The sequence below is a fragment of the Streptomyces sp. NPDC051822 genome (genome assembly GCF_044452745.1).
Lineage (GTDB): Bacteria > Actinomycetota > Actinomycetes > Streptomycetales > Streptomycetaceae > Streptomyces.
In genome coordinates this window covers 175,515-200,625 of sequence record NZ_JBITBZ010000001.1, presented here as the reverse complement: position 1 = coordinate 200,625, position 25,111 = coordinate 175,515, and the positions used below count along the sequence as shown (strand labels likewise).

25 protein-coding genes are annotated in these 25,111 nt (G+C 73.5%); 13 read left to right on the top strand and 12 right to left on the bottom strand.

Annotation, left to right across the window (positions count from 1 at the left end; translation table 11 throughout):
• Nucleotides 1–305 precede the first annotated feature (305 nt).
• Nucleotides 306–1,820 (top strand): 30S ribosomal protein S1, encoded by a 1,515-nt coding sequence (rpsA, locus tag ACIA8N_RS00930; protein ID WP_030547172.1) that lies wholly within the window; start codon nt 306–308, stop codon nt 1,818–1,820.
• A 99-nt stretch (nt 1,821–1,919) separates the two neighbouring features.
• Here rpsA and ACIA8N_RS00925 read toward each other — a convergent pair whose 3' ends face one another.
• Nucleotides 1,920–2,867: a right-handed parallel beta-helix repeat-containing protein gene (locus ACIA8N_RS00925; RefSeq protein WP_365785373.1), complete on the bottom strand. Its 948-nt coding sequence runs from the start codon at nt 2,865–2,867 to the stop codon at nt 1,920–1,922.
• Between the two features lie 229 nt (nt 2,868–3,096).
• On the opposite strand from ACIA8N_RS00925, the gene ACIA8N_RS00920 reads away from it, so the two are divergent.
• The 3 genes from ACIA8N_RS00920 to ACIA8N_RS00910 all read left to right on the top strand — a co-directional run bounded on the left by ACIA8N_RS00920 (nt 3,097) and on the right by ACIA8N_RS00910 (nt 5,154).
• Entirely contained in the window at nt 3,097–4,035 is a 939-nt protein-coding gene (locus tag ACIA8N_RS00920) for a PAC2 family protein (protein ID WP_365785375.1), read from the top strand.
• A gap of 42 nt (nt 4,036–4,077) precedes the next feature.
• Nucleotides 4,078–4,683, top strand: coding sequence for a dephospho-CoA kinase (gene coaE / locus ACIA8N_RS00915; protein WP_365785377.1), 606 nt, complete (start codon nt 4,078–4,080; stop codon nt 4,681–4,683).
• Nucleotides 4,684–4,785: 102 nt separating this feature from the next.
• Nucleotides 4,786–5,154 carry a tetratricopeptide repeat protein gene (locus tag ACIA8N_RS00910; RefSeq protein WP_365785421.1) on the top strand — a complete coding sequence of 123 codons (369 nt, stop codon included), beginning with the start codon at nt 4,786–4,788 and terminating at the stop codon, nt 5,152–5,154.
• A 15-nt stretch (nt 5,155–5,169) separates the two neighbouring features.
• Here the strand turns inward: ACIA8N_RS00910 and ACIA8N_RS00905 are convergent, their stop codons facing one another.
• Together ACIA8N_RS00905 and ACIA8N_RS00900 are read right to left on the bottom strand one after the other, a co-directional pair.
• Entirely contained in the window at nt 5,170–5,442 is a 273-nt protein-coding gene (locus tag ACIA8N_RS00905; protein WP_030206108.1) for a DUF6343 family protein, read from the bottom strand.
• 100 nt (nt 5,443–5,542) lie between these two features.
• Complete coding sequence (locus ACIA8N_RS00900; RefSeq protein WP_365785379.1) at nt 5,543–5,878, bottom strand: hypothetical protein; 336 nt, start codon at nt 5,876–5,878, stop codon at nt 5,543–5,545.
• 246 nt (nt 5,879–6,124) lie between these two features.
• On the opposite strand from ACIA8N_RS00900, the gene ACIA8N_RS00895 reads away from it, so the two are divergent.
• The 3 genes from ACIA8N_RS00895 (at nt 6,125) to ACIA8N_RS00885 (ending at nt 11,210) form a co-directional block, all read left to right on the top strand.
• The gene (locus ACIA8N_RS00895) at nt 6,125–9,022 is read left to right on the top strand and encodes a DEAD/DEAH box helicase (RefSeq protein WP_365785381.1); all 2,898 of its coding nucleotides are present in this window, start codon (nt 6,125–6,127) and stop codon (nt 9,020–9,022) included.
• Entirely contained in the window at nt 9,019–10,287 is a 1,269-nt protein-coding gene (locus tag ACIA8N_RS00890) for an SWIM zinc finger family protein (protein WP_365785383.1), read from the top strand. Before ACIA8N_RS00895 ends, ACIA8N_RS00890 begins: the two co-directional genes overlap by 4 nt.
• Before the next feature lie 125 nt (nt 10,288–10,412).
• Complete coding sequence (locus ACIA8N_RS00885) at nt 10,413–11,210, top strand: chaplin family protein (RefSeq protein WP_365785385.1); 798 nt, start codon at nt 10,413–10,415, stop codon at nt 11,208–11,210.
• Between the two features lie 47 nt (nt 11,211–11,257).
• On the opposite strand, the gene ACIA8N_RS00880 is transcribed toward ACIA8N_RS00885, so the two are convergent.
• The 3 genes from ACIA8N_RS00880 to ACIA8N_RS00870 all read right to left on the bottom strand — a co-directional run bounded on the left by ACIA8N_RS00880 (nt 11,258) and on the right by ACIA8N_RS00870 (nt 13,699).
• Entirely contained in the window at nt 11,258–11,947 is a 690-nt protein-coding gene (locus tag ACIA8N_RS00880) for a DUF2293 domain-containing protein (RefSeq protein ID WP_365785387.1), read from the bottom strand.
• 14 nt (nt 11,948–11,961) lie between these two features.
• Nucleotides 11,962–12,420, bottom strand: coding sequence for a hypothetical protein (locus tag ACIA8N_RS00875; protein WP_365785389.1), 459 nt, complete (start codon nt 12,418–12,420; stop codon nt 11,962–11,964).
• A gap of 67 nt (nt 12,421–12,487) precedes the next feature.
• On the bottom strand, nt 12,488–13,699 hold the full coding sequence (locus ACIA8N_RS00870) for a pyridoxal phosphate-dependent aminotransferase (protein ID WP_365785391.1): 1,212 nt from the start codon (nt 13,697–13,699) through the stop codon (nt 12,488–12,490).
• 91 nt (nt 13,700–13,790) lie between these two features.
• Between ACIA8N_RS00870 and ACIA8N_RS00865 the strand changes: the two genes are divergently transcribed.
• A complete protein-coding gene (locus ACIA8N_RS00865; protein ID WP_365785393.1) occupies nt 13,791–14,459 on the top strand; it encodes a helix-turn-helix domain-containing protein in 669 nt (222 codons plus the stop codon).
• On the opposite strand, the gene ACIA8N_RS00860 is transcribed toward ACIA8N_RS00865, so the two are convergent.
• Together ACIA8N_RS00860 and ACIA8N_RS00855 are read right to left on the bottom strand one after the other, a co-directional pair.
• The gene (locus ACIA8N_RS00860) at nt 14,452–14,814 is read right to left on the bottom strand and encodes a MerR family transcriptional regulator (RefSeq protein ID WP_365785395.1); all 363 of its coding nucleotides are present in this window, start codon (nt 14,812–14,814) and stop codon (nt 14,452–14,454) included. The two genes, ACIA8N_RS00865 and ACIA8N_RS00860, sit on opposite strands and share 8 nt — an antisense overlap.
• Before the next feature lie 26 nt (nt 14,815–14,840).
• A complete protein-coding gene (locus ACIA8N_RS00855) occupies nt 14,841–15,593 on the bottom strand; it encodes an SDR family oxidoreductase (protein WP_365785397.1) in 753 nt (250 codons plus the stop codon).
• An 83-nt stretch (nt 15,594–15,676) separates the two neighbouring features.
• Between ACIA8N_RS00855 and ACIA8N_RS00850 the strand changes: the two genes are divergently transcribed.
• Nucleotides 15,677–16,312 carry a uridine kinase gene (locus tag ACIA8N_RS00850; RefSeq protein ID WP_365785423.1) on the top strand — a complete coding sequence of 212 codons (636 nt, stop codon included), beginning with the start codon at nt 15,677–15,679 and terminating at the stop codon, nt 16,310–16,312.
• A gap of 46 nt (nt 16,313–16,358) precedes the next feature.
• Here ACIA8N_RS00850 and ACIA8N_RS00845 read toward each other — a convergent pair whose 3' ends face one another.
• The gene (locus ACIA8N_RS00845; protein WP_365785399.1) at nt 16,359–17,294 is read right to left on the bottom strand and encodes a PfkB family carbohydrate kinase; all 936 of its coding nucleotides are present in this window, start codon (nt 17,292–17,294) and stop codon (nt 16,359–16,361) included.
• On the bottom strand, nt 17,291–18,238 hold the full coding sequence (locus ACIA8N_RS00840; protein WP_365785401.1) for a pseudouridine-5'-phosphate glycosidase: 948 nt from the start codon (nt 18,236–18,238) through the stop codon (nt 17,291–17,293). Before ACIA8N_RS00840 ends, ACIA8N_RS00845 begins: the two co-directional genes overlap by 4 nt.
• Before the next feature lie 273 nt (nt 18,239–18,511).
• Here ACIA8N_RS00840 and ACIA8N_RS00835 point away from each other — a divergent pair, with 273 nt between their 5' ends.
• From ACIA8N_RS00835 to ACIA8N_RS00820, 4 genes are all read left to right on the top strand, one after another.
• Complete coding sequence (locus tag ACIA8N_RS00835; protein ID WP_365785403.1) at nt 18,512–18,868, top strand: cupin domain-containing protein; 357 nt, start codon at nt 18,512–18,514, stop codon at nt 18,866–18,868.
• Between the two features lie 322 nt (nt 18,869–19,190).
• On the top strand, nt 19,191–20,534 hold the full coding sequence (locus tag ACIA8N_RS00830) for a discoidin domain-containing protein (RefSeq protein ID WP_365785405.1): 1,344 nt from the start codon (nt 19,191–19,193) through the stop codon (nt 20,532–20,534).
• Nucleotides 20,534–21,859 (top strand): MFS transporter, encoded by a 1,326-nt coding sequence (locus tag ACIA8N_RS00825; protein ID WP_365785407.1) that lies wholly within the window; start codon nt 20,534–20,536, stop codon nt 21,857–21,859. The genes ACIA8N_RS00830 and ACIA8N_RS00825 overlap by 1 nt, the downstream gene beginning before the upstream one ends.
• 3 nt (nt 21,860–21,862) lie before the next feature.
• Complete coding sequence (locus ACIA8N_RS00820) at nt 21,863–22,864, top strand: hypothetical protein (RefSeq protein ID WP_365785409.1); 1,002 nt, start codon at nt 21,863–21,865, stop codon at nt 22,862–22,864.
• Between the two features lie 69 nt (nt 22,865–22,933).
• On the opposite strand, the gene ACIA8N_RS00815 is transcribed toward ACIA8N_RS00820, so the two are convergent.
• Nucleotides 22,934–24,232, bottom strand: coding sequence for an MFS transporter (locus ACIA8N_RS00815; RefSeq protein ID WP_399415395.1), 1,299 nt, complete (start codon nt 24,230–24,232; stop codon nt 22,934–22,936).
• A gap of 125 nt (nt 24,233–24,357) precedes the next feature.
• Nucleotides 24,358–24,924, bottom strand: coding sequence for a methylated-DNA--[protein]-cysteine S-methyltransferase (locus tag ACIA8N_RS00810; protein ID WP_365785411.1), 567 nt, complete (start codon nt 24,922–24,924; stop codon nt 24,358–24,360).
• Nucleotides 24,925–25,111 lie beyond the last annotated feature (187 nt).

Sequence of the window (25,111 nt, the reverse complement as noted above, 5' to 3'; positions counted from 1 at the left end):
GATGCGGCGCGTGAGGACGCGTAAGGACACGAGTAGTGCCGGAGTTGAGCGGTTCTGCCCCGGGTGCGCGCTTCGCGCATTGACCCTGTCCGGCCGCCCCCGTATGCTAAAGGTTGCGCTGCGGGCCTGCGCGCCTCAGACGGAGCAGGCCGCGCTCGTACCTGTTGTATGTCCCCTCGGTTTTCGAGGCTCCTTCCCGTTCCCGGGAAGGGTGCTTCATTGGCTGTCCGGCTTCTTGGTGCGATACGGGCTCTCGGCGTAGCAGTACCTACGACTTTCTGTCCGTAACCGGAGCCCTTTCCCACATGACGAGCAGCACCGAGACCACCGCCACCAGCACCACCCCGCAGGTTGCGGTCAACGACATCGGTAACGAGGAAGCCTTCCTCGCCGCGATCGACGAGACGATCAAGTACTTCAACGACGGCGACATCGTCGACGGCGTCATCGTGAAGGTCGACCGGGACGAGGTCCTGCTCGACATCGGTTACAAGACCGAAGGTGTGATCCCGAGCCGCGAGCTCTCGATCAAGCACGACGTCGACCCGAACGAGGTCGTCAAGGTCGGCGACGAGATCGAGGCCCTTGTTCTCCAGAAGGAGGACAAGGAAGGCCGCCTCATCCTGTCCAAGAAGCGCGCTCAGTACGAGCGTGCCTGGGGCACGATCGAGAAGATCAAGGAAGAAGACGGCATCGTCACCGGTACCGTCATCGAGGTCGTCAAGGGTGGTCTCATCCTCGACATCGGCCTCCGTGGCTTCCTGCCGGCCTCTCTCGTCGAGATGCGTCGCGTCCGCGACCTCCAGCCCTACGTGGGCAAGGAGCTCGAGGCGAAGATCATCGAGCTGGACAAGAACCGCAACAACGTGGTCCTGTCCCGCCGCGCCTGGCTCGAGCAGACCCAGTCCGAGGTTCGCCAGACCTTCCTCACGACCCTGCAGAAGGGTCAGGTCCGCTCCGGCGTCGTCTCCTCGATCGTCAACTTCGGTGCCTTCGTGGACCTGGGTGGCGTCGACGGCCTCGTGCACGTCTCCGAGCTGTCCTGGAAGCACATCGACCACCCGTCCGAGGTTGTCGAGGTCGGCCAGGAGGTCACCGTCGAGGTTCTCGACGTGGACATGGACCGCGAGCGTGTCTCCCTGTCGCTGAAGGCGACGCAGGAGGACCCGTGGCAGCAGTTCGCCCGGACCCACCAGATCGGTCAGGTCGTCCCGGGTAAGGTCACCAAGCTGGTTCCGTTCGGTGCGTTCGTCCGCGTGGACGAGGGCATCGAGGGTCTGGTCCACATCTCCGAGCTGGCCGAGCGCCACGTGGAGATCCCGGAGCAGGTCGTCCAGGTCAACGACGAGATCTTCGTCAAGGTCATCGACATCGACCTCGAGCGTCGTCGCATCAGCCTCTCGCTGAAGCAGGCCAACGAGTCCTTCGGTGCCGACCCGGCCTCGGTCGAGTTCGACCCGACCCTGTACGGCATGGCCGCGTCCTACGACGACCAGGGCAACTACATCTACCCCGAGGGCTTCGACCCCGAGACCAACGACTGGCTCGAGGGCTTCGAGACCCAGCGCGAGGCCTGGGAGACCCAGTACGCCGAGGCGCAGGCTCGTTTCGAGCAGCACCAGGCTCAGGTCATCAAGTCCCGCGAGGCCGACGAGGCCGCTGCTGCCGAGGGCGCTGCCGCCCCGGCCGCCGGTGGCAACGCCGGTGCGGGTATCTCGGGTGGTTCGTACTCCTCGGAGTCGGACGACACCTCCGGCGCCCTGGCGTCGGACGAGGCGCTTGCCGCCCTGCGCGAGAAGCTGGCCGGCGGCCAGAGCTGAACAGGCTCTCCGCTGAGCGCTAGCCGCTAGCGAATCGAGGCCCGCTCCCCTTCGGGGGAGCGGGCCTCGGTCGTTTTCCGGGCCCGGCTGTCCGCTCTTTCAGGGCGTGACGGGGATGTTCGTCAGGCCGTTCCCGCCCGTCACCGTGTTCGAGGCGTACGCCGTGGTCGGGCAGGAGCCGCTCCGGTTGGTCACGTTGATCGCGAGGCGCTGTGGCCCGGTCGCGCCCGTCAGGTCCGCGTGGTTGTCGCGGAAGACGGTCCCGCAGCCCCAGCCGCTCTGCTGGCTGTGGGTCTCGAAGCCGTTGTTCGTCGTGTTGACGCCGGTGTTCTCCGCCACGAGGACGTTGTTGCCCTTCACGTCGACCCAGGAGTCGTCGTAGTTGGCGCCGGTCAGTCCGCGCCCGTCGAAGGTGTTGCCGACGATCCGCGCCCCGGTCGTGCCCTCCTTGATGTCGACGCTCTCGCCGCCGACGTCCGGCCCGATGACGTTGCCGAGGATCTGCGCGTTGTCGCTCCGGTCGCCGAGCGTGTTCGCGGAGCCGACGTAGATCCCCTCGCCCATGCCCCGGCCGTCGTTCCCCGTGTCGTAGATCCGGGAGTTCCTGATGACGCCGTCCCTGCTGGAGTTGCGGAAGTGCACGCCCTCCATGTCCAGGTCGTGCACGGTCACCCCGTCGATCACCACGCCGTTCGCGGCGTCCGCCATGATCCCCTTCTGGCCGCCGGTCACGGTGAGGCCCGCGACCGTCCAGTACGAGGCGCCGTTGAGGTGCAGTCCATAGCCGCCGCCGGCGGTCAGGACCGCGCGGGAGGAGCCGGTCAGGGTGATCCGGGCCGAGGAGGTCCCCGGGGTCGTGGCCTTGAAGTTCCCGGTGTAGACGCCGTCCGCGAGGCGGATCGTGTCGCCGGGGCGGGCGTTGGTGAGCGCCGTCTTCAGCTGGGCGGCGGTGGAGACGTCGACGGTCGCCGCCGAGGCGGGGCTGGTGACGAGGGGGACGGCGAGGAGCGCCGGGAGGAGGGGGAGGAGCAGCGTCCGGGTGCGCATGGGGATCCCTTCCGTGCGGTGTGGAGAGCGAGGGTGTTCCGGTATGTGCACGATGGCCGAGATGCTGAACGCGATGCTGTCCCGAGACGGTAGGGAGAGGCCGTGGGCATGTCAAGGTCTGGACCAGTGGCCGGAGTTCGCCACGCTCCGCCACGGAAGATCGCGCGGCGCGGGAATGGCGGTGCGGCACGAGACGTTCCCAGAGAGAACACGAGGAGGAGCGGTAATCGTGCTTGATCCCCAGGATTTGTACGAATGGGACGCCAAGGGCCTGGCCGTCGTCGACCTCGCCCTGGCGCAGGAGTCGGCCGGGCTGGTCATGCTGTACCACTTCGACGGCTACATCGACGCGGGTGAGACCGGTGAGCAGATCATCGAGCGCGTGCTCGACACGCTGCCCCACCAGCTGGTCGCCCGCTTCGACCACGACCGGCTCGTGGACTACCGCGCCCGCAGACCGCTGCTGACCTTCCGGCGCGACCGCTGGACGGCGTACGAGACGCCGTCCATCGAGGTCCACCTCGTCCAGGACGCCACCGGCGCGCCCTTCCTCGTCCTCTCCGGCCCCGAGCCGGACGTGGAGTGGGAGCGGTTCGCCGCCGCCGTACGCCAGGTCATCGAGCGTCTCGGAGTGCGCCTCTCCGTCAACTTCCACGGCATCCCCATGGGCGTGCCGCACACCCGTCCCGTGGGTCTCACGCCGCACGGCAGCCGCACCGACCTCATGCCGGGCCACCGCAGCCCGTTCGACGAGGCCCAGGTTCCCGGCAGCGCCGAGTCCCTCCTCGAGTACCGGCTCACCGAGTCCGGCCACGACACCCTCGGTGTCGCCGCGCACGTGCCGCATTACGTCGCCCGGTCCCCGTACCCGGACGCCGCCCTGAGCGTCCTCGAGGCCGTCACGGCCGCCACCGGACTCGTCCTTCCCGCCGTCGCCCACGCCCTGCGGACGGAGGCCCGGCGCACCCAGACCGAGATCGACCGCCAGATCGGCGAGGGCGACGAGGAGCTGGTCGCACTCGTGCAGGGCCTTGAGCACCAGTACGACGCGGTGGCCGGGGCCGAGACCCGTGGCAGCCTGGTCGCCGAGCCGGTCGACCTGCCGTCGGCGGACGAGCTGGGCCGCGAGTTCGAGCGCTTCCTCGCCGAGCGCGAGGGCGACTCCTGACCCGCCCGCAGCACGCCCGTGACATCCCCTAAGCTGCCGCTCATGCTGAAGGTGGGCCTGACCGGCGGGATCGGCGCCGGCAAGAGCGAAGTGTCACGGCTACTGGTTTCGTACGGGGCCGTGCTGATCGACGCGGACCGGATCGCCCGCGAGGTCGTCGAGCCCGGCACCCCGGGGCTCGCGGCCGTCGTCGCGGCCTTCGGGGACGGCGTCCTCACCGAGGGCGGGGCGCTCGACCGGCCGAAGCTCGGCTCCATCGTGTTCGCCGACGCCGAACGCCTCGCCACGCTCAACGCCATCGTGCACCCCCTGGTGGGGGCGCGGTCGGCGGAGCTGGAGAGCGGGGCGGGCACGGGAGACGTCGTCGTCCACGACGTACCCCTGCTCACCGAGAACGGCCTCGCTCCGCTGTACGACCTGGTCGTGGTCGTCGACGCGTCGCAGGAGACCCGGCTCGACCGGCTCGTACGGATGCGCGGTATGGCCGAGTCCGAGGCTCGGGCCCGGATGGCGGCCCAGGCCACGCGCGAGCAGCGGCTGGCCGTGGCCGACCTCGTGATCGACAACGACGGACCCCTCGACGCCCTCGAACCGCAGGTGCGGAAGGTCTGGGACGAGCTGGAGCGCAGGGCCGCGGGCGCCGCCTAGGGCGGGCCGCAGGGCCCGTCGCAGAGCCCGCGGAGGGCTGTCGGTGGAATGCCGGGGTGGGGTCCGGTGTTCAACCACCGGATCGAGGGGAAGGATGCCATGGTGGCCGACAGAAACCCGGAAACGCATGTCATCGACTTCCGCGCCGCCGAGCACCTGTTGGCCGCGCGGGATCCTCGGGGCGCGGTGAAGCTGCTGGACTCCGTGATCGCCGCCCACCCCGAGAACACGGCGGCGCGTCTGCTGCGGGCCCGTGCGTTCTTCGCCGCCGCGCAGCTGCGTCCCGCGCAGCTGGAGTTCGAGCTGGTCCTGGAGCGCGAGCCGGACAACGCCTTCGCGCACTTCGCGCTGGCCCGCACCTTCGAGCGCTCGGGGCAGACGGCCCAGGCCACCCGGCACTTCCGCCTCGCCGCCGCGCTCGACCCGAAGCCGGAGTACCTCCGGGCGGCGGGGTTCGACACGGAGAAGTAGCGGCGAGCGGGGCGCTCAGCGCCGACCCGTGCCCCCGTGGTCCGGTTCGTACGGCGGGATGTTCCGGCCCGGCTGCCAGTGCGGCCCCTGGTGGAGGTGGCGCAGCACCATCGCCAGGTCGCACACCACCACCAGGAAGAGCACCCCGCAGGCCGCGGCCCAGCCGGGGCGGCCCACCAGCGAGAACACGGTCGTGCCGAAGGCGGCCCAGAGCAGTCCCCACACACTCAGCCAGAACCGCAGGCGCAGTGCGCTGCGCGCGGTCGCCGGCTCGTTCCCGGTACGCATGACGGTCACCGTCTCCCGTCGGAGCCTCTGGGGCACTTCCAGGATGGACCCCGGGACGGGGCCGAGGGAACCCGCGCCGGAGGCGGCCGGGCGCGCGCCCTCAGTGGATGACGCTGTAGCTGCGCCAGGGCAGGGCGCCCGGCACGATCTGGTCGCCGCTGCTGGTGGGAATGTACTTGGAATTGCCGCCCTTACAGTCGCGCGTCGGGTACAGCACGATGTCGACCAGGGTGTTGTTCTCGACCTTCGTCGCGCCGCTCGGGGCGAGGCGGTGGCAGCCGTTCACCGAGGGGCTCGTCACCATCACTCCCAGCTCACGCCCGGTCTCGTACTCGATGGTGCCCACGGCGGTGCGGCCGAGACCCGAGCATCCGGCGACGGTGAGGGTGAGCAGCACGGCCCCGGTGGCGGTCGTGAGACGCCGGTGAACGGACATGGCGGATCCTCTTCTGTGGTGGACGCTGAGACGGATTCGGCGGTGGTGCGGTGGCGGGCTCGGGGCTCGTGGTCGGGGGCGGGCTCCGTGGCGGAGGAGTTCCAGGCCACCTTCCCGCCCTCCGCGCCCGGTGTCATCCGCTGCTGGGCCGCCCGGGGGAGCCCGCCTGGCGGCCGTTGTCAGACCCCACCCGTAAGGTCGGAGGTCAGGTCGAGAATCGTCACCCGGTGGGAGGAGCGCGCAGCCGTGACACAGCCCTGGATCGCCGTCGCCGCCGTCTTCCTGCCGGCCGCGCTGCCGCGCGAGGGCCGGGTCGCCTTCTGGGCCCCGGACGGCGCCGCGCTGCCCGATCCCGCGGGGAGCGGAGCGGAGCGCGTCGAGCTGACCGTCGCCCGGCGGCACGGCAGCGGCGCCCGGGGGCGCGCGGTCCCCGCGCTCACGCTGCCCGTCGACGCCGCGCTGCCCCACCTCGTCGCGGCCCGCCACCATCCGGCCGCCCACCCGGCGACCGCCGGCTGGGGCGCCGCCGCCCTGCACGCCCTGCACCTGGCGGCCCGCGGCCGGATGCTTCCGGGGCTGACCGCCGACGACCTGGACGCCTGGCGGGCCGGGCCGCTGGACGCCGACGACATCGCCCATCTGCGGGCCGTCGCCGCCGCCCTGCCGTACGAGGCGCACGCCGTGCCCGTCCCCGGGCCCGGCCCGCTGCGGCTGCCCGACCCCGAGGCGCTCGTGCGCGCCTTCCTCGACGCGGTCGCCGACGTGCTGCCCCGCACCCCGGCCGCCGCGCACGCCGTCGGGGCGCCCTTCGCCTCCCGCGAGCCGCAGCACCTGCCCCGCGCGCGGGCCTGGGCCGCGGAGGCGGCCGCCGGGATGGACGCGGGCGTCCGTGTCTCGCTCCGCCTGGACCTCTCGGCGTACGAACTCTTCGACACGGCCGCCGGTGACGCGGCCGACGAGACCGACCAGACCGCTGGGGCGGGCGGGGCCGGCGGGGCGGACGAGAGGCGGCGCGGTGAGCGCCATGCCGCCGCCGCGCTCCTCCAGGTGCACAGCCTCGCCGACCCGACCCTCGTCATCGACGCCGCGGCCCTGTGGGCGGGGGACGGCGAGCACTTCGGGCCCCGCGCCCGGATCGACGCCGTCCTCGCGCTGCGCCGGGCCGCCCGTGTCTGGGCCCCGCTCGCCCGGCTCCTGGAGCGGGACGTGCCCGATGTCCTCGCCGTCACCGAGGACGAGCTGTACGAGCTGCTCGGCCCCGCCTCCGCCCGGCTCGCCGACGCCGGCGTCGCCGTCCACTGGCCCCGCGAGCTGGCCCGCTCGCTCAGCGCCTCCGCCGTCGTCCGGGCCGGGCACACCGCACCCGGGTCCGCGACCGACGGCACCGCGTTCTTCGACAGCGAGGAACTCCTCCGGTTCAACTGGCAGCTGGCCCTCGACGGCGATCCGCTCACCGAGCGCGAGATGGACCTGCTCGCCGAGGCACACCGCCCCGTCGTGCGCCTGCGCGACCAGTGGGTCGTCGTCGACCCCGACCTCGTCCGCAAGGCGCGCAAGCGGGAGCTGGGCCTGCTCGAACCGGTCGACGCCCTCGCCGTCGCCCTCACCGGCACCGCGGAGGTGGACGGTGAGACCGTGCCCGCCGTCCCCGTCGGGGCGCTGGCGGCGCTCCGCGACCGGCTCCTCGCGGGACCCGAGGAGGTGCAGGCCCCGCCCGGTCTCACGGCCACCCTCCGTGACTACCAGCTGCGCGGTCTCGCCTGGCTCGACCTGATGACCTCGCTCGGTCTCGGCGGCTGCCTCGCCGACGACATGGGACTCGGCAAGACCGTCACCCTCATCGCCCTCCATCTGCGCCGCGCCCGCCGGGCCCCCACCCTCGTCGTCTGCCCCGCCTCCCTGCTGGGCAACTGGCAGCGGGAAGTGGGGAGGTTCGCCCCCGACGTGCCCGTTCGGCGCTTCCACGGGGCCGAACGGGACCTCGACGGCGCCGAGGGCGGCTTCGTCCTCACCACGTACGGCACCCTGCGCACGAGCGCCGCCCAACTGGCCGGGCGGGAGTGGGGGATGGTCGTCGCGGACGAGGCCCAGCACGTCAAGAACCCGTTCTCCGCGACCGCGAAGGCGCTGCGCGAGATCCCCGCGCCCGCACGGGTCGCCCTCACCGGTACCCCCGTGGAGAACAACCTCTCCGAGCTGTGGGCCCTCCTCGACTGGACCACCCCGGGTCTCCTCGGCCCGCTCAAGGCCTTCCGCTCCCGGCACGCCCGCGCCGTGGAGAACCACGAGGAGATCGAGCACGAGGAGGCCGTCGAGCGGCTCGCCCGGCTCGTGCGGCCCTTCCTGCTGCGCCGCCGCAAGTCCGACCCCGGCATCGTCCCGGAACTGCCGCCCAAGACCGAGTCCGACCATCCCGTCTCCCTCACCCGCGAACAGGCCTCGCTCTACGAGGCGGTGGTCCGCGAGACCATGACGCAGATCGAGGAGGCGCGGGGCATGGCCCGCCGGGGTCTCGTCATGAAGCTGCTGACCTCGCTCAAGCAGATCTGCAACCACCCCGCGCAGTACCTGAAGGAGCAGGCGCCGCGCGGCAGCGGCACCGCGCGGCTCGCCGGCCGCTCCGGGAAGCTCGCCCTGCTCGACGAACTCCTCGACACGATCCTCGCCGAGGACGGGTCGGTGCTCGTCTTCACCCAGTACGTGTCGATGGCGCGGCTCCTCGCCGACCATCTGGCCGCGCGCGGCATCCAGACCCAACTCCTCCACGGAGGAACGCCGGTGACCGAGCGGGAGCGGATGGTCGACCGCTTCCAGGCCGGTGAGATCCCCGTCTTCCTGCTCTCCCTCAAGGCCGCGGGCACCGGCCTCAACCTCACCAGGGCCGGTCACGTCGTGCACTACGACCGCTGGTGGAACCCGGCCGTGGAGGAGCAGGCCACCGACCGCGCCTACCGCATCGGGCAGACCCAGCCGGTGCAGGTCCACCGGCTGGTCGCCGAGGGCACGGTCGAGGACCGGATCGCCGAGATGCTGCGTGCCAAGCGGGCCCTCGCCGACGCGGTCCTCGGCTCGGGCGAGGCCGCCCTCACCGAACTGACCGACCGGGAGCTCGCCGACCTGGTGTCCTTGAGGAGGCCCTCGTGAACACGGCAAGGGGCGCGCGCGGAGCCGCTCCCCGCCACGACGACCGCCGCCGCAGCTTCCCGCAGGTCGCGCCCCGCGAGGCGCCCGACGGCAGGTTCGCCGCGACCTGGTGGGGCAACGCCTGGGTGGAGGCGCTGGAGGACACCGCGCTCGACCCGGCGCGCCTCGCCCGCGGCAAGGCGTACGCCGGGCGCGGGCACGTGGACGCGATCACCGTCACCCCGGGCCGCGTCGTCGCCTACGTCCACGGCAGCCGCGCCCGCCCGTACCGCACCGAGATCAGGATGCGGACCCTCGGCGACGACGGCTGGGAGCGGTTCCTCGACGAGGCCACCGCACGCCCCGAGCACATCGCCGCCCTCCTCGACAAGGACGTGCCGCACGCCCTGGAGGCGGTCACCGGACTGCTGCCGGCTCCCGGTGACCTCGTCCCCGACTGCTCGTGCCCGGACGACGGTTACCCCTGCAAGCACGCCGCCGCCCTCTGCTACCAGGCCGCGCGGCTCCTCGACGAGGACCCGTTCGTCCTCTTCCTCATGCGCGGCCGGGGCGAGCAGGAGCTGCTCGCCGAGCTCACCCGGCGCAACGCGGCCCGGTCCGCGGCCGAGACGATCGCCGCCGCCCCCCTGATGCCGACGGTCCCCGCCCGTGCCGTGCTCGACGCGACGGAGCGGCCCGGGCCCCCACTGCCCCCTCCGCTGCCGGTGCCTGACCGGCCCGGCCGCCCCGCGGTGTTCCCGCCCGACCCGGACGCCCCCGATCCGCTCGCGCTCGACCTCCTCGCCGCCGAAGCCGCCGCCCGCGCCCATGTGTTCCTCACCACCGGACACGACCCGGTCGCCTCGCTCACCCCCTGGCAGGACGCCGTCCGCCTCGCCGCGGCGCACCCCGGTTCCGGTCTCACGGCCTCGACCCGCGCGCTCTACCGGGACCTGGCGTACGCGCTCGACCGCACCCCCACGGACCTCGCCAGGGCCGTCGCCGCGTGGCGGCAGGGCGGTGCGGCCGGTCTCGCCGTACTCGAAGAGCCCTGGGACCCGCCGGCGGGTCCGTTCGACCGGGCCAGACCCGCGCTGATCGCCGCCGACTTCCCCGCGTTCCGGCCCTGGCGCAACCGGCTCTCCACCGAGTCCCTGCAGCTCCGGCTCGGCCGTGACGGCCTCTGGTACGGCTACGAGTCGGACGCGGGGCGCGAGGACTGGTGGCCGCGTGGCGCCCCCGACGCCGACCCGGTGGGAGCGCTTACCGATCTCCTGGGGCGCTGACCGACACTCGAACGGAGCCCCACTCGATGGAGTGAAACCCGTCAACGGCTGGATCCGGCACGTGCGTTTGTCGCGTTGATTCCGGTACGGGCACTTGCCCGCACATTTCCGGAAGGCAGGAAGCCATGAGGCAGATTCGCCGAAGTGGTCTGGCCACACTGTTGGTCACGGGTGGAGCGCTCGCGCTCTCGGCGGGCGCCGCGCACGCCGATTCCGGCGCGCAGGGCGCCGCGGTGGGTTCGCCGGGCGTCGGCTCGGGCAACACGGTTCAGCTCCCGGTGCACGTGCCGGTCAACGCCTGCGGGAACACGGTCAATGTCGTCGGCCTGCTCAACCCGGCCTTCGGCAACAGCTGTGCCAACCGCTCCGCCGAGTCCGAGCCCGAGGGGTACGGCTCGGACGAAGGCGGCGGCCGGTCCCACAAGGACCAGCCCGGTACCCCGCGCGGCGGCGAGCAGGCCGGCGGCTCCCACGGAGGCGGCACGCGGGGCGGCTCCTCCAACGGCGGCGGGTCCACCGCAGAGGGCCGCGCCGAGGGTTCGCCCGGCGTCCTCTCAGGGAACGGCCTCCAGCTGCCGATCGACCTGCCGGTGAACGTCAGCGGCAACTCGGTCAACGTGGTCGGCATCCTGAACCCGGTCTTCGGCAACACGGCGGTCAACGGCCCCGCGAAGCCCGCCCAGCCGATCGAGAAGCCGACCCCGCGCCCGCAGACCCCCGTCCGGAACGTGCCGGTCCCGCAGACCGAGACCGAGCGCGAGACGCCCGCCCCGGCTCCCGCGCCGCAGGGTGAGACGAGCCGGACCGCACTGGCCGCCACCGGTTCGGAGAGCCTCGGCTACGCCGCCTCCGCGAGTGCGGCGCTGCTGCTCGGCGGCGCGCTCCTGTACCGTCGCGCGCGCCGCACGGGCGACCAGGCCTGAGGCTCGCGACCTCGCGGTCCGGCCGAGGCGCGCTGACACCCGAGCCGTCAGCCGTCTCCCCGGCCGTGGGCGTCCTCACCGCCGCGACGCCAGGCCCGGAGCACCGCCTCGATGGCGGGTGCGACCCTCGTCCGGGCCTGGTGCCGAGGCACCCCCGCCATCAGCAGCGAGTCGTACGGTGTGTCGACATGGCGTACGGAGGCGCGCACCGCGGCAGTGACGGCGCCGCGGTCGAGCGAGCGGCCCGCGGCCGTGCGCCCCACCCGCCCGCTGCCCTTCGCCGAGGCGTGCACGGCGACCTCCGTGGCCCGGTCCGCCGGGATGGAGGGGAAGAGCCGCAGGACCTCCGCCCGGAGGACCTCGGTGATCTCGGCGTCCCGCGCCGCCCGCCGTACCGAGTCCCTGGCCCGCCGTCTCGCCCGTGCCTCCGCGTCCGCGAGGCAGGCGCGTTCCGCCGCGGCGAGCGCCGCCTCCTCGACGAGGAGGCCCTGACGTTCGTACCGCGTACGGCGCCGGTTGTGCCGTACGACGACGGCCCAGAGGGTGCTCGCCTCCCGGGCACGCCGGGTGAGGGCCGTGTCGCCCCGGCGCAGGAAGACGAGATGCCCGAGGTCGGCGCAGTCCAGACAGACGGGCGCGTCGAACTCGACGATCATCCGCTCCAGCGGCCCCTGCCGGCATTCCGAGCAGCGGGGGCGCCTGAGGGGTTCGACGACGACGGGTGCGACGAGGTCCATGTCCCCCTCCCCGGTCAGCGGACGCCGGGTGCGGCGGCGGCGATGAACACGGCGAGCGCCTCCTTCGCCTGTGCGGAGCGGCGGGCGCGCTCCGCCTCCCCCTCCGCCTCGTGCATGCAGTGGGCCTCCTCGAAGGCGGCCTCCGCCAGTCGGCGGACCTGCGGGTCGTCGCAGACCAACTGGACGCGGAAGAGTGCCTGTCGGGCGGCGGTACGCCGCCGGTAGGAGGCGTGGCGGGACTCCTCCGCCTCCTCGGAACCGGGTTCCTTCATCGCCCGGAACCAGCGGTCGTTCTGGCTGTGCCGGTAGTCGACGACCGCGCCCGCGTAGGCGCTGTAGGTCGCGATCCGCTCCTGGCGGAGCTGTTCGGTCCGGGCGAGCGAGGCGGTGCGCTCGGTGGTCCGCCTCTGGAACCAGTGCGTGGCGACGACGCCCAACAGGGTTCCCGCCACCGCTATCAACGCCACATCCACGACCGCTCGCCCCTCCGTCTCCCTCAGATCTCGGACCTGTAGATCATGACAGCCGAGGGGCGGGACGTCACTGGCGGTAGCCGCTCAGGAAGCGGCCGATGCGGCTGATCGCGGCGTCGAGGTCGTCGACGTACGGCAGGGTCAGGATGCGGAAGTGGTCCGGGCGCGGCCAGTTGAAGCCCGTCCCCTGGACGACCTGGATCTTCTCGCGCAGGAGCAGGTCGAGGACGAACTTCTCGTCGTCGTGGATCTTGTGCACGGCGGGGTCGAGGCGCGGGAAGGCGTAGAGCGCCCCCTTCGGCTTCACGCAGGAGACGCCCGGGATCTCGTTGAGCTTCTCCCAGGCCCGGTCGCGCTGTTCGCGCAGCCGGCCGCCCGGGGCGGTCAGTTCGTCGATCGACTGCCGGCCGCCGAGTGCGGCCTGGATGGCGTACTGGGCGGGCGCGTTGGGGCAGAGCCGCATGGAGGCCAGCATGGTGAGGCCCTCCAGGTAGTTCCTGGCGTGCTGTTTGGGGCCGGTGACGACCAGCCAGCCGGAGCGGAAGCCCGCGACCCGGTACGTCTTGGAGAGCCCGCCGAAGGTGAGGACGACCAGGTCGGGGGCGAGGGAGGCGGCCGGGTGGTGGACGGCGTCGTCGTAGACGATCTGGTCGTAGATCTCGTCGGCGAAGACCATCAGGCCGTGGCGGCGGGCGAGTTCGAAGATGCCGTCCAGGACCTCCTTCGGGTAGACGGCGCCCGTGGGGTTGTTCGGGTTGATGACGACGATGGCCTTGGTGCGGTCGGTGATCTTCGACGCCATGTCGTCGAGGTCGGGATACCAGTCGGCGGACTCGTCGCACAGGTAGTGCACCGGCTTGCCGCCCGCGAGCGTGATCACCGCCGTCCACAGGGGGTAGTCCGGGGCGGGTACCAGGACCTCGTCACCGTCCTCCAGGAGGGCCTGGACGGCCATGGAGATCAGCTCGGACACGCCGTTGCCGAGGAAGACGTCGTCGACGTCCACGTCCGGCAGACCCATGGCCTGGTAGCGCTGGGCCACCGCGCGCCGGGCGGAGAGGATGCCGCGGGAGTCGGTGTACCCGTGGGCCTTGGGGAGCATCCGGATCATGTCCTGGACGATCTCCTCGGGCGCCTCGAAGCCGAAGAGGGCCGGGTTCCCGGTGTTGAGGCGCAGGACGCTGTGGCCCGCCTCCTCCAGCGCGTTGGCGTGTTCGATGACCGGGCCCCGGATCTCGTAACAGACCTCGCTCAGCTTGCTCGACTGCCGGAACTCCATGTCCGACCTCCCCAAGTCCCCGGAATCAGTGTTGCTTGGTTTTACCAAGTTCGAGCTTGGAAAGTCCAACAACTTGTCTAGACTGCGTCGCATGCCACGTCAGCCACGCCGCCGCAGTTACGACCAGCACTGCGCCGCCGCGCGCGCCCTCGACCTGGTCGGGGACCGCTGGACCCTGCTCGTCGTCCGTGAACTCCTCGCCGGGCCGCGCCGCTACACCGACCTCCACGCCGACCTCCCTGGCGTCAGCACGGACATGCTCGCCGGGCGGCTCAAGGACATGGAGGCCGCCGAGCTCGTCACCCGCCGCCGACTGCCCGCACCCGCCTCGTCGTTCGTGTACGAGCTCACCGCGCGCGGCCGCGACCTGCTGCCCGTGCTCCGCACGCTCGCCGCCTGGGGAGCGCCGGACCTGGGCGAGCCGCGGCCCACCGACGCGGTCCGTGCCCACTGGTACGCGATCCCGCTGCTCGGGGTGCTCGCCGAGCTCGGCGCGGGCGTCGTCCAGGTGGCCCTGGACGAGGGCGAGTTCCACGTACGGGTCGGGGACGACGGGAGCGTCGCGTACGGGGACGGGGTGTACGGGGCCGGTACGGCGGCGGTGGCCGACGCGCGACTGAGCACCGACGCGGCGACCTGCCGGGCCCTCGCCGGCGGAGAGCTGACGCTCGCCGAGGCGTTCGGATCGGGCCGCGCCACCCTCGAACGGACGGGGCCGGCCGCGGGGGAGCCTCTGACACCGGTCGCCGGGGTCAGCTGATCCGCTGTTCCGACTCCGCGGCCAGGGAGCGCGCCAGGCGGTCCCGGGCCGCTGTCTGCGCCGCGATCCGCGCGTCGAGGACGGCCAGCCGCTCGCGGGCGATCTCCAGGCCGTGGGCGGACGGCGGGGTCGACGGCATGTCCCCGTCGAGACAGGCCCGGAACGCGGACACGTCGTCGAGGGTGAGCCCCGCGTCAAGCAGGTACCGGATGTTCGACACCCGGACCACCGCGCCCTCCCCGTACACCCGGTAGCCGTTGGCCGCACGGGTCGAGGAGATCAGCCCCGCCGTCTCGTAGTGGCGCAGGGCGCGGGGCGACACCCCTGTCCGCCGGGCCAGTTCACCGATGCGCAAGGGCGCCACCTCCGCACGCAGTCGTATCACGCGACCAGCGCGCCCCCGTCGACGGGCAGGACCGTGCCGGTCAGGAAGCCGGCGTCCGGCGCGGCGAGCGAGGTGATCGCCCAGGCGACCTCCTCGGGCCTGCCGATCCGGCCGAGCGGGGTGTGCGCGAGCTGCCACGCGCGCACCGCCTTCAACTGCTCGGGGGAGAGGCCCATGTGGTCCGCGATCGGTGTCTCGATCGCGCCGGGGGCGACCGCCACCACCCGGACGCCGTCGGGCGCGAGCTCCACCGCCCAGCAGCGGGTCAGGGTCTCCAGGGCGCTCTTGGTGGCGGGGTAGAAGGAGTTGGCGGGCCAGCCGCGCCGGCCGATCGTCGTCGTCACGTTCACCACCACGCCCCGGGAGGCTCGGAGGGCGGGGACGGCGGCCTGGGTGAGCAGGACCGGGGCGACGAGGTTGGTTTCGAGGAGCGGGGTGATCACGGAACGGTCGAGGGTGCCGAGCGGGCCGCCCGCGGCGACGCCCGCGTTGTTGACGAGCACATCGAGTCGGCCGTGATCGGTGAGCGCGGTGCGGACGATCTCCTCGGCCGCGCCCTCCGCCGTGACGTCGGCGACGCACGGACGGATCCCCGGATACCCCTCGGCGGTCTCCCGCAGTGGCTCCTTCCTGCGGCCGACGGCGACGACCGTCGCCCCCTGCCCGGCGAAGGCGCGGGCGGTGGCCCGGCCGATGCCGGTGCCCGCGCCGGTGACGACGACGACCCTGGTGGGTGTGGTGGTGTCCATGAATCCGATGGTGAAACAGTGACGCCAGTGACAAGGTCAAGCCGTGACCTGTGACCTGACCGGTGACGAGCGGGATGAGCGGGATGCGATACGAGGCGATCACCTGGGAACGGCTGGCGGCGACCCTCGCCGGGCACGTCGACGCGGCCACCCCCGGCGACGGCGGCGACTGGCTCAAGGTCGGCATCGACGGGCCGCCCGCCGCACCCGGCGGCGAACTCGCCGCCCTGCTCGCCGAGCAGCTGCGGACGCGCGGGCGCTCCGTCCACGTCGTGGGGACCGGCGGCTTCCTGCGGCCCGCCTCCCTCCGGTACGAGTACGGGAAGCGGGACCCCGACGCGTACTACGACGGGTGGACCGACATCAAGGCCCTGTGGCGGGAGGTCTTCGCTCCCCTGGAACCCGGCGGCACCGGGCGCGTGCTGCCCGACCTGTGGGACCCGGTGCGGGACCGCGCGACCCGCAGCCCGTACGTCACCCTGCCGCCGGGCGGGGTCCTCGTGCTGCACGGGCCCTTCCTGCTGGGCCACTGGTTCCCCTTCGACCTCACCGTGCATCTGCGGCTCTCGGCCGCCGCCCTGGCCCGGCGTACCGAGGAGACCTGGACTCTCCCCGCCTTCGCCCGGTATGAGACGGAGGTCGGCCCCACCGGGACCGCCGACGCCGTCGTCCGCGCCGACGACCCCCGCCACCCGGCCTGGACGGGGCTCGGCTCGTAGGTTCGGACGCCGGTGGGCCCGAAGCCGGTAGGCCGGGACAGCGGCGTCAGGCGCCGGCCGCGAGGGCCGTCGGGGGGCGCTGGAGGCCAGGTGGGCGGCCGCCCACCACGGTGACCGCCTCCGCGCCCGCGCGGCAGCCCGCCTCCGCCGCCCGCGCAGGATCCGCGCCCGCGAGCCGCGCCGCCAGGAACGCCCCGGTGAAGGCGTCACCCGCGCCGGTCGAGTCCACCGGCCGCACCCGGGGCGCCGCCACCCGCGCGGTGACCGCGCCGCCCTCGGCGACCAGTGCGCCCGCCGCCCCGAGGGTGACCACCACCAGCGGGAACCGGCGGCTCAACTCGGCGGCCGCCGAATCCGGTTCACCGCGGCCGGTGAGCGAACGGGCCTCGTCGGCATTGGGCAGCAGGACCTCGGCGCCCTCCGCCGCCGTCAGGAACCGGTCGACCCCCAGCTCCGTCAGGAACCCCGCAGAGGCCGGGTCCACGCTCACCGGAACCCCCGCTTCCCGCGCGTCCCGCAGCGCCCGCCGCGCCGTCTCGCGGCTCGGCGCGGCGAAGAACAGATAGCCGGACAGATGCAGCCGGGCCACGCCGTCGAGCAGGGCGGCGGACCAGTCGCCGGGGGAGAGGCGCAGGGCGGCGCCGCTGTCGGTGAGGAAGGTGCGCTCCGCCGAGGAGTCCACGAGCGCGATCACCGTGGCCGTCGCCGCCTCCGGGTCCGGTACGAGCAAGGGGCGCACGCCCGCGTGCCGCAGGGCCCGCTCGTGCCAGTCCGCCGCGTCCGTGCCCACCCGGCCGAGGAGCCGCACCTCACGGCGACCGGAACGCGCCGCCCAGCAGGCCGCGTTGGCTCCCGCGCCGCCCGGGAGGGTGCGGATCTCCGCCGCCGTGTCCGTGGCCGGGGCGAGCGGGGTCCGGTGCCGGGCGATGACGTCGGTGACGACGTCCCCGACGACGAGCAGCGCACCCGCCGTCCGGCTCACCGGCCGCCCGCGCCGGGCGCCGCCGCGCCGGGTGCCGCCGCCGCGCCGTACGCTCCGGCGATGCTCGCCGCGAGCCGCACATTGCCCCGTACCGCCGCCAGATTGGCCTCCAGCGACGCCCCTTCGGTGTGCACCGTCAGGTATTCGAGCAGGAACGGTGTCACCCCCTGCCCCGTGATCCCCTTCTCCTTCGCCGCCGCCAGGCCTCCCGCGAGCACCCGGTCGTGCAGTGCGGGATCCAACTGCTCCGTCACCGGTACCGGGTTGCCGACGACGAGCGCCGCCCGGGGCCCGCCGAGCCGGTCCTGCGCCCGTATCACCGCGGCCACCTCCTCCGGCGTGCGCAGGGTCCAGTCCACGGTCTCGCCGGAGGAGGAGAGGTAGAAGCCGGGGAAGTGCTCCGTGCCGTACCCGACGACCGTCACCCCCAGGGTCTCCAGGCGCTGGAGCGTCGCGGGCACGTCGAGGATCGACTTGACCCCGGCACAGACGACGGTGATCCCGACCCGGGCGAGCAGCCGCAGGTCGGCGGACTCGTCCTGGGTCTCGGTCCATCCGCGGTGCACGCCGCCGAGCCCGCCGGTCGCGAACACCCGTAGGCCCGCCGCGTCCGCGAGCCAGGCCGTCGCCGACACCGTCGTCGCTCCGGTCGCGCCTGTCGCCAGGGCCGGGGCGAGGTCGCGGTGCCCGAGCTTGCGCACGGCCGGGTCCTCGGCGATCCGGGTCAGGGCCGCCCGGTCCAGGCCGACCCTGGCCGTCCCTTCGACCACGGCGACGGTAGCGGGGACGGCGCCCCCGGCCCGTACCAGCTCCTCCAGCTCCAGGGCCACGGCGAGGTTGCGCGGGCGCGGCAGGCCGTGGGCGATGATCGTCGACTCCAGCGCGACGACGGGACGCCCCTCGCGGAGCGCCTCCCGTACCTCTTCGGACACCTGTGTGGACATGTCCCATTCCTGGCGCGACCACCCGCCCCGCAAACCTCGTCGGCGAGCACCGGCCACACGGAAAACCGTGCCTTCGGAATCCGTCACGGGGTGCCCGGGGCGGTCGCCCGGACGGGCGCGCCGCCCGCCGTACGCCGGGAGGAAGGGCCGGTACGGATTTCGTCGTCGTCGAGGGATACGGGCATCGTGCCTGGTGGGAGGGGAAACGGAGGGCTTTCGTCCAGCCGGTCCCGGCCTCGGGGCGCCCGTGGGCCACCGCTACAGTCACCGCCCATGACGACACATGACCAGCCCTCCTTCGCCGTGCACATCCCGGACGCGGACCTCGAGACGGAGCCGCTCGATCCCGGCCAGATCGTCTCCGGCACGCCGGAGGTCACGGGCAAGGTGCTGTGGGAGTCGGCCGACGGCAAGCAGCTGCGCGGCATCTGGCAGATCACGCCCGGCGTCGTCACCGACACCGAGGCCGACGAGCTCTTCGTGGTGGTCTCCGGCCGGGCCACCGTCGCCGTCGAGGGCGGCGCAACCCTGGAGATCGGGCCGGGCGACGCCTGTGTGCTGCGCGAGGGCGACCGCACGACCTGGACAGTGCACGAGACCCTGCGCAAGGCGTACCACATCAGCCTCTGAAGCCCCTCGGGTCCTGGGTGCCGCGCGGTTCCGGAGTGCCGGAATCCGTGGCACCGAAGGTCTGGTAGGAAACCTTACTGTCGACTAGCATCCCGGGGCAGCGGCTTGGCGCGGCGACCCTCCCCAGGGCGTGACGCGCTCAGTGAGAGCTCTGACCCGGCCGCCGAGCACCACCCCACCGCGTGGCGCCCCGAATCGCCACGGCCGGCCGCCCGTGCCCCATGTCCCGGGGCGCGGGCGAACCGGTCCGCGTCCGCGGCGGCCCGTGGTGCGCCGCACCGGTGTCCAGCTCTCGCCGTCCCCCAGGCCAGGGAGCCCAGGTATGCGCCTGAACGCCTCCGCCCCACCTCGCCCCACCGTCCCCCACCGACTTCCCCTCGTCCTCACCGCCGTGCTCATGCTCGTCGGCGGACTCCTGCTCGCCCTGCCGGACCGGGCGGGAGCCGCCGTCGACGTCCTGATCTCCCAGGGCCGGCCGGCCACGTCCTCATCCGTCGAGGACAGCACGTTCGGCCCGGAGAAGGCCTTCGACGGCGTCTCCACCACCCGCTGGGCCAGCGCCGAAGGCATCGACCCGCAGTGGATCCGGGTCGACCTCGGCCCCTCCGCCACCGTCTCCCGCGTCAAGCTCGTCTGGGAGGTCGCCTACGCCAAGGCGTACCGCGTCGAGATCTCCGCCGACGGCACCACCTGGACCGGCCTCGCCACCGAGACCGCGGGCAACGGCGGCACGGACGACTGGACCGGGCTCACCGGGACCGGCCGCTACCTGCGCGTGTACGGGACCGCCCGCGGCACCCCGTACGGCTACTCGCTCTACACGGTCGAGGTCTACGGCACCGCCGGGACCACGCCCCCGCCCACCGGCGCCTTCACCGTCGTCGCGGCCGGCGACATCGCCGCCCAGTGCACGGCGTCCAGCAGCTCCTGCGCCCACCCCAAGACCGCCGCCCTCGCCCAGCGGATCGCGCCGTCCTTCTACCTGACGATGGGCGACAACCAGTACGACGACGCCCGGCTCTCCGACTTCCGCAACTACTACGACAAGACGTGGGGCGCCTTCAAGGCGCAGACCCGGCCCGTGCCCGGCAACCACGAGTCCTACGACCCGGCCGGCGCGTTCGCCGGCTACAAGTCGTACTTCGGCGCCATCGCCTACCCCCAGGGCAAGCCCTACTACAGCTACGACCAGGGCAACTGGCACTTCATCGCCCTCGACTCCAACTCCTTCGACGACGCCGCGCAGATCCAGTGGCTCAAGGACGACCTCGCGCGGAACACCAAGGGCTGCGTCGCCGCCTACTTCCACCACCCGCTGTACTCCTCCGGCGGCCACGGCAACGACCCCGTCTCCAAGCCCGTGTGGCAGATCCTCTACGGGGCGAAGGCCGACCTGGTGCTCAACGGCCACGACCACCACTACGAGCGGTTCGCCCGGCAGAACCCGAGCGGACAGGCCGCCGCCGACGGCATCGTCGAGATCGTCGGAGGCATGGGCGGCGCCGAGCCGTACGCGATCGAGACGGTCCAGCCCAACAGCCAGAAGCGGATCAGCGGTCCGTACGGCGTCCTGAAACTGGACTTCACCGACACGACGTACACCTGGCAGTACGTCGGCGTCGACAACCTGGTCAAGGACACCGGCCCGACCTACACCTGCCACTGATGTACCTCGCGACCACCGGTCGCCGCGGCGCGCCGCCCACCCCCTCGGGGGTCCGGCGGCGCGTCCCCGGCACCGTCCTCGCCCTGGGCGCGGTCAGCCTGGTCACCGACGTGTCCTCGGAGATGGTGACTGCCGTCCTGCCGCTCTACCTGGTCCTCGGACTCGGCCTCTCCCCGCTCCAGTTCGGGCTGCTCGACGGCCTCTCCACCGGCGCCACCGCGCTCGTACGGCTCCTCGGCGGCACCGCCGCCGACCGGGGCGGCCGCCACAAACAGATCGGCGGCCTCGGCTACGCCCTGTCCGCCTGCTCACGGCTCGGCCTCCTCCTGGCGGGCGGCGCGGCGGGCTGGATCGCCACCGCCATCGCCGCCGACCGGCTCGGCAAGGGCGTCCGCACGGCCCCGCGCGACGCCCTGATCACGCTGCACAGCCCCCCTGAGGACCTGGGCCGCGCCTTCGGCACCCACCGCGCCATGGACACCGTCGGCGCCCTCCTCGGGCCCCTGGCCGCCTTCGCCCTGCTGTGGGCGACGGCCGACGCGTACGACGCCGTCTTCGCCGTCAGCTTCTGCGTGGGGGCGTTCGGCGTCCTGCTGTGGGTGCTGCTCGTCCCCGGACGGACGCGGGAGGGGCCGGGAGGGGTTTCGACGAAGCCGGCCGCCGAACCGGCGGCGCCACGCGCGCGTGGCGGGCTTCTCGCCGGACCGCGCTCGCCCGCGTACCGACGGATCGTGCTCTGCGCCGGACTCCTCGGCGCCGCCACCGTCGGCGACTCCTTCCTCTACCTGCTGCTCCAGCGGCGGCTCGCCTTCGACGCCGTCTGGTTCCCGTTCCTGCCCCTCGCCGCCGCCGGCGTCTTCCTGCTGCTCGCGGTCCCCGCCGGACGCCTCGCCGACCGGATCGGGCGGCGCGCACCGTTCCTGTACGGGCACGTGGCCCTGCTCCTCGCCTACGGGCTGCTCCTGGCCCCGCTGCCCGACACGGCGGTCCTCCTGAGCGTCCTCGTCCTGCTCGGCGTCTTCTACGCCGCCACCGACGGCGTCCTGATGGCCCTGACCGGCCCCTTCCTCGCCGAGGGGCGGCAGGCAGGCGGCCTCGCGCTCGTCCAGACCGCCCAGGCGCTCGCCCGGGTGGGGGCCGCCGTCGCGTTCGGCGCCGTCTGGACCGCGAGCGGACCCGGGACCGCGCTCGTGGCGGCGCTCCTGGCCCTCACGGCAGCCCTCTGCTGCGCCGCGCGCCTGCTGCCCGACACCCCCGCGGACGGCAGGGCCCCGAGGCCCTCGGCGGCCGCCGCCGTCCCCGAGCCCTCCGAGAGGACCGACTGACCCATGCCCGTCCCGACCGGTGCCCGCCCGTCCACCCGCACGCGCGTGTGGATCCTCGTCCTCGCCCTCCTGCTGCTCGGCGGCGGAGCCACCGCCTACACCCTGAGCGCGGCCTCAGGCCGGGAGGCCGCGACCACCGGCGCCGCCGACCCCGGCTTCACCCTCGACGGGGTCACCGGCGCGCTCTACGCCCGGGACACCGCGACCGGCCGCGTCGCGCGCCTGGACCCGTCCGCGCCCGGCGGCCGGGTGGTGGGCGGCCCCTCCTGCGACCGCTTCCACGCGGCCGGCGGGACCGCCCTCTGCCTCCAGCGCAGGCCGGGCGTACCGGCCCGCTCGTACGCCCTCGTGCTCGACCGGAGGCTGCGCGAGGTGCGGCGCATCGGCCTGCCGGGCATCCCCAGCCGGGCCCGGGTCTCGGCCTCGGGGAACATGCTGTCCTGGACGATGTTCGCGACCGGCGACTCCTACGCGCGCTCGTCCTTCTCCACCCGCACCTCCATCCTCGATCTGCGCACCGGCTACCTGGTGAAGAACATGGAGCAGATCCCCCTCACCCTCGGCGGCAGCCGCCACCACGCCCCCGACGTCAACTACTGGGGTGTCAGCTTCGCCGCGGACGACAACCGCTTCTACGCCACCGTCTCGACGGCCGGCCGCACCCACCTCGTCGAGGGCGACATGCGGAACTGGTCGGCCAGAACCCTGCGGGAGAACGTCGAATGCCCGTCGCTCTCCCCGGACGGAACCCGGATCGCCTTCAAGAAGAAGGTGTCCGACGGTCCGCGCGAGCCGTGGCGGCTGTACGTGTACGAGCTGGGGACCGGGCGCGAACACGCGGTCGCCGAGCGGCGCGGCATCGACGACCAGGCGCTGTGGACGGACCGGGCGACCCTCGCGTACGGATACGGGGGAGAGGTCTGGTCCGTACCCGCCGACGGCACGGGCGCCCCGCGCCGGCTGGCGGGCGGGGCGTCCTCCCCGGCGGTGCCCCACCAGGGCTGACCTTGCGGCGCCAGCTCTTCGGGTCTTCGGGCGCGGTGTCAGGTCTTCGGGCGTCGGGTCCTCGGGCGGTCAGGCCTTGCGGAGCGAGCCGCGGAGCGCGAGCGCGGCCATCGGCAGCAGCAGGCACGCGGCGATCGCGTTCAGCGGCCCGTAGCCCGCCTTCGCGACGATCAGGCCCGCCGCGAGGCCGCCGACGCCTGCCGCGGTGTTCATGATGAAGTCGGAGAGTCCCTGCACCGCCGCCCGCGCCGCCTGCGGCACCGAGTCCGTGAGCAGCGCCGAGCCGGACACCAGACCCGCCGACCACCCCAGGCCGAGGACGAACAGCCCCAGGGCGATCCGGCCGTGGCTGGGTCCCGCCGTGCCCGCGACGAGCGCGGCCACACCGATGAGTCCGACCGCGAGCCCGATCACCGAGAGCCGCCCCAGCCGGTCCGACAGCCAGCCCATGAGGGGTGAGAAGGCGTACATGCCCGCGATGTGCCCGCTGATCACGAGCCCGATCAGCTGGATGTCCGCGCCGTGATGGGTGAGGGCCACCGGGGTCATCGACATGATCGACACCATCGCGGTGTGCGAGCCGGCGACGGTGACCAGGGCGAGACGGGCCCGCGGGGACTCCCGTACCACCCGCATCCCGGCCCGGAGCGAACGTCCCTCCGCCGTCTCGTCCGCCCCGGTCTCGGCCAGCTCGCGGGCGGTGAGGAGCGGGTCGGGGCGCAGCAGCAGGGCCACCACGAGCGCCGCGATCACGAACACCCCGGCCGCCCAGACGAAGGGGCCCGCGGTGGCGGGTATCCCCAGGCCGGCGACGCTCTCGCCGGCAGGCGCGGCGATGTTCGGGCCGAGTACCGCCCCGATCGTGGTCGCCCAGACCACCGTGGAGATGGCCCGTGCCCTGCGTTCGGGCGCGGCCAGGTCCGCGGCGGCGAAGCGCGCCGCGAGGTTGGCCGAGGATCCGGCACCGAAGCCGACGAGCCCGACGAGCAGCAGCGGGAAGCTCCCGACGACCGCGCCGAGCACCGCCACCCCGGCCCCGAGCGCCCCGATCAGGTACGCGAGGACGAGTCCCGCCCGGCGTCCCCGCGAGGCCATCAGGGCGGCCAGCGGCATGGCGAGCAGGGCGGGACCCGCCACCGTCGCCGTCGACGCCAGGCCGGACAGTGCCTCCGAGCCGCTGACGTCCTTGGCCAGGACGGCGGACAGCGCGACGCCGGTGGCGATGCCCAGGCCCCCGAGGATCTGGGTGGCGATGAGCACGGCCTGGATCCGCCGGCGGAGCGCGGGCAGCTCGGTGTCGGTGACGGCCTGGGCCGCGGGTATGTGCCCGGGCGGGGCAGCGTCAGGGGCATCGGGGGCGCTGGTCACTTACCTGAGTGTGCCAGTCGCTCCACCTGAGGGGAACGCCCGCCGGCACGTCGGAGAAGCGGCTCCGCCTGCGACGGGAGACCGACCGACCGCCCCGACCGCTCCGACCCGGAGACCCCTTCGCCTCAGAAGAGCGGTGCGGGCAGCACGCCCTCAAGGGCCAGCAACCGGCGCTTGGTCTCCAGGCCGCCCCCGAAGCCGCCGAGCCCGCCGTCGCTCTCCACCACGCGGTGGCACGGCACCACCACCGGCAGCGGATTGGAGCCCATCGCCGCCCCGACCGCCTGAGCCGCCCCCGGCTGACCCACGCGCCGCGCCAGCTCCCCGTACCCCACGACCGTGCCGTACGGGACACCGTCGGCCAGCTCGCGAAGCACCTGCCGGTTGAACCCCGCCGTCAGGCTCCAGTCCAGAGGCACGTCGACATCGCCCGGCTCGCCCGCGAAGTACCGGTCGAGGCCGCTTATCGCGCCGGCGAGCAGGCCCGAGGCGCGCTCGACCGGCTCCGCGCCGAGCTGCCCCGCGAGCCGGTCGAGCATCCGCTCGAGCCGTGCCGCGTCGGCGTGGAACTCCACCCGCACGAGCCCCCGCTCGGTCGCGGCGAGGAAGAGCGGCCCGAGGGCGCTCTCCATGACCGTCCACTCCGCCGGGACGGCCCGCCGGCCGCCCGTCGGCCCCACTTCGATGTCCATGCCGACCACGGTACGGCCCGCCACTGACAACGTGACCGGCGCTCCGAGCGCTCCGAGCCTTCCGAGCAGTCTCGGCCCCCCGAGCGCACCGGGCACGCCGGGCCCGCCAAGATCACGGACCGGTCTCGCTCCGGTCTCGCGAACGCCAATTCCCCGGTCACGTGGTCGCGGGACCCCTGGCGGGCCA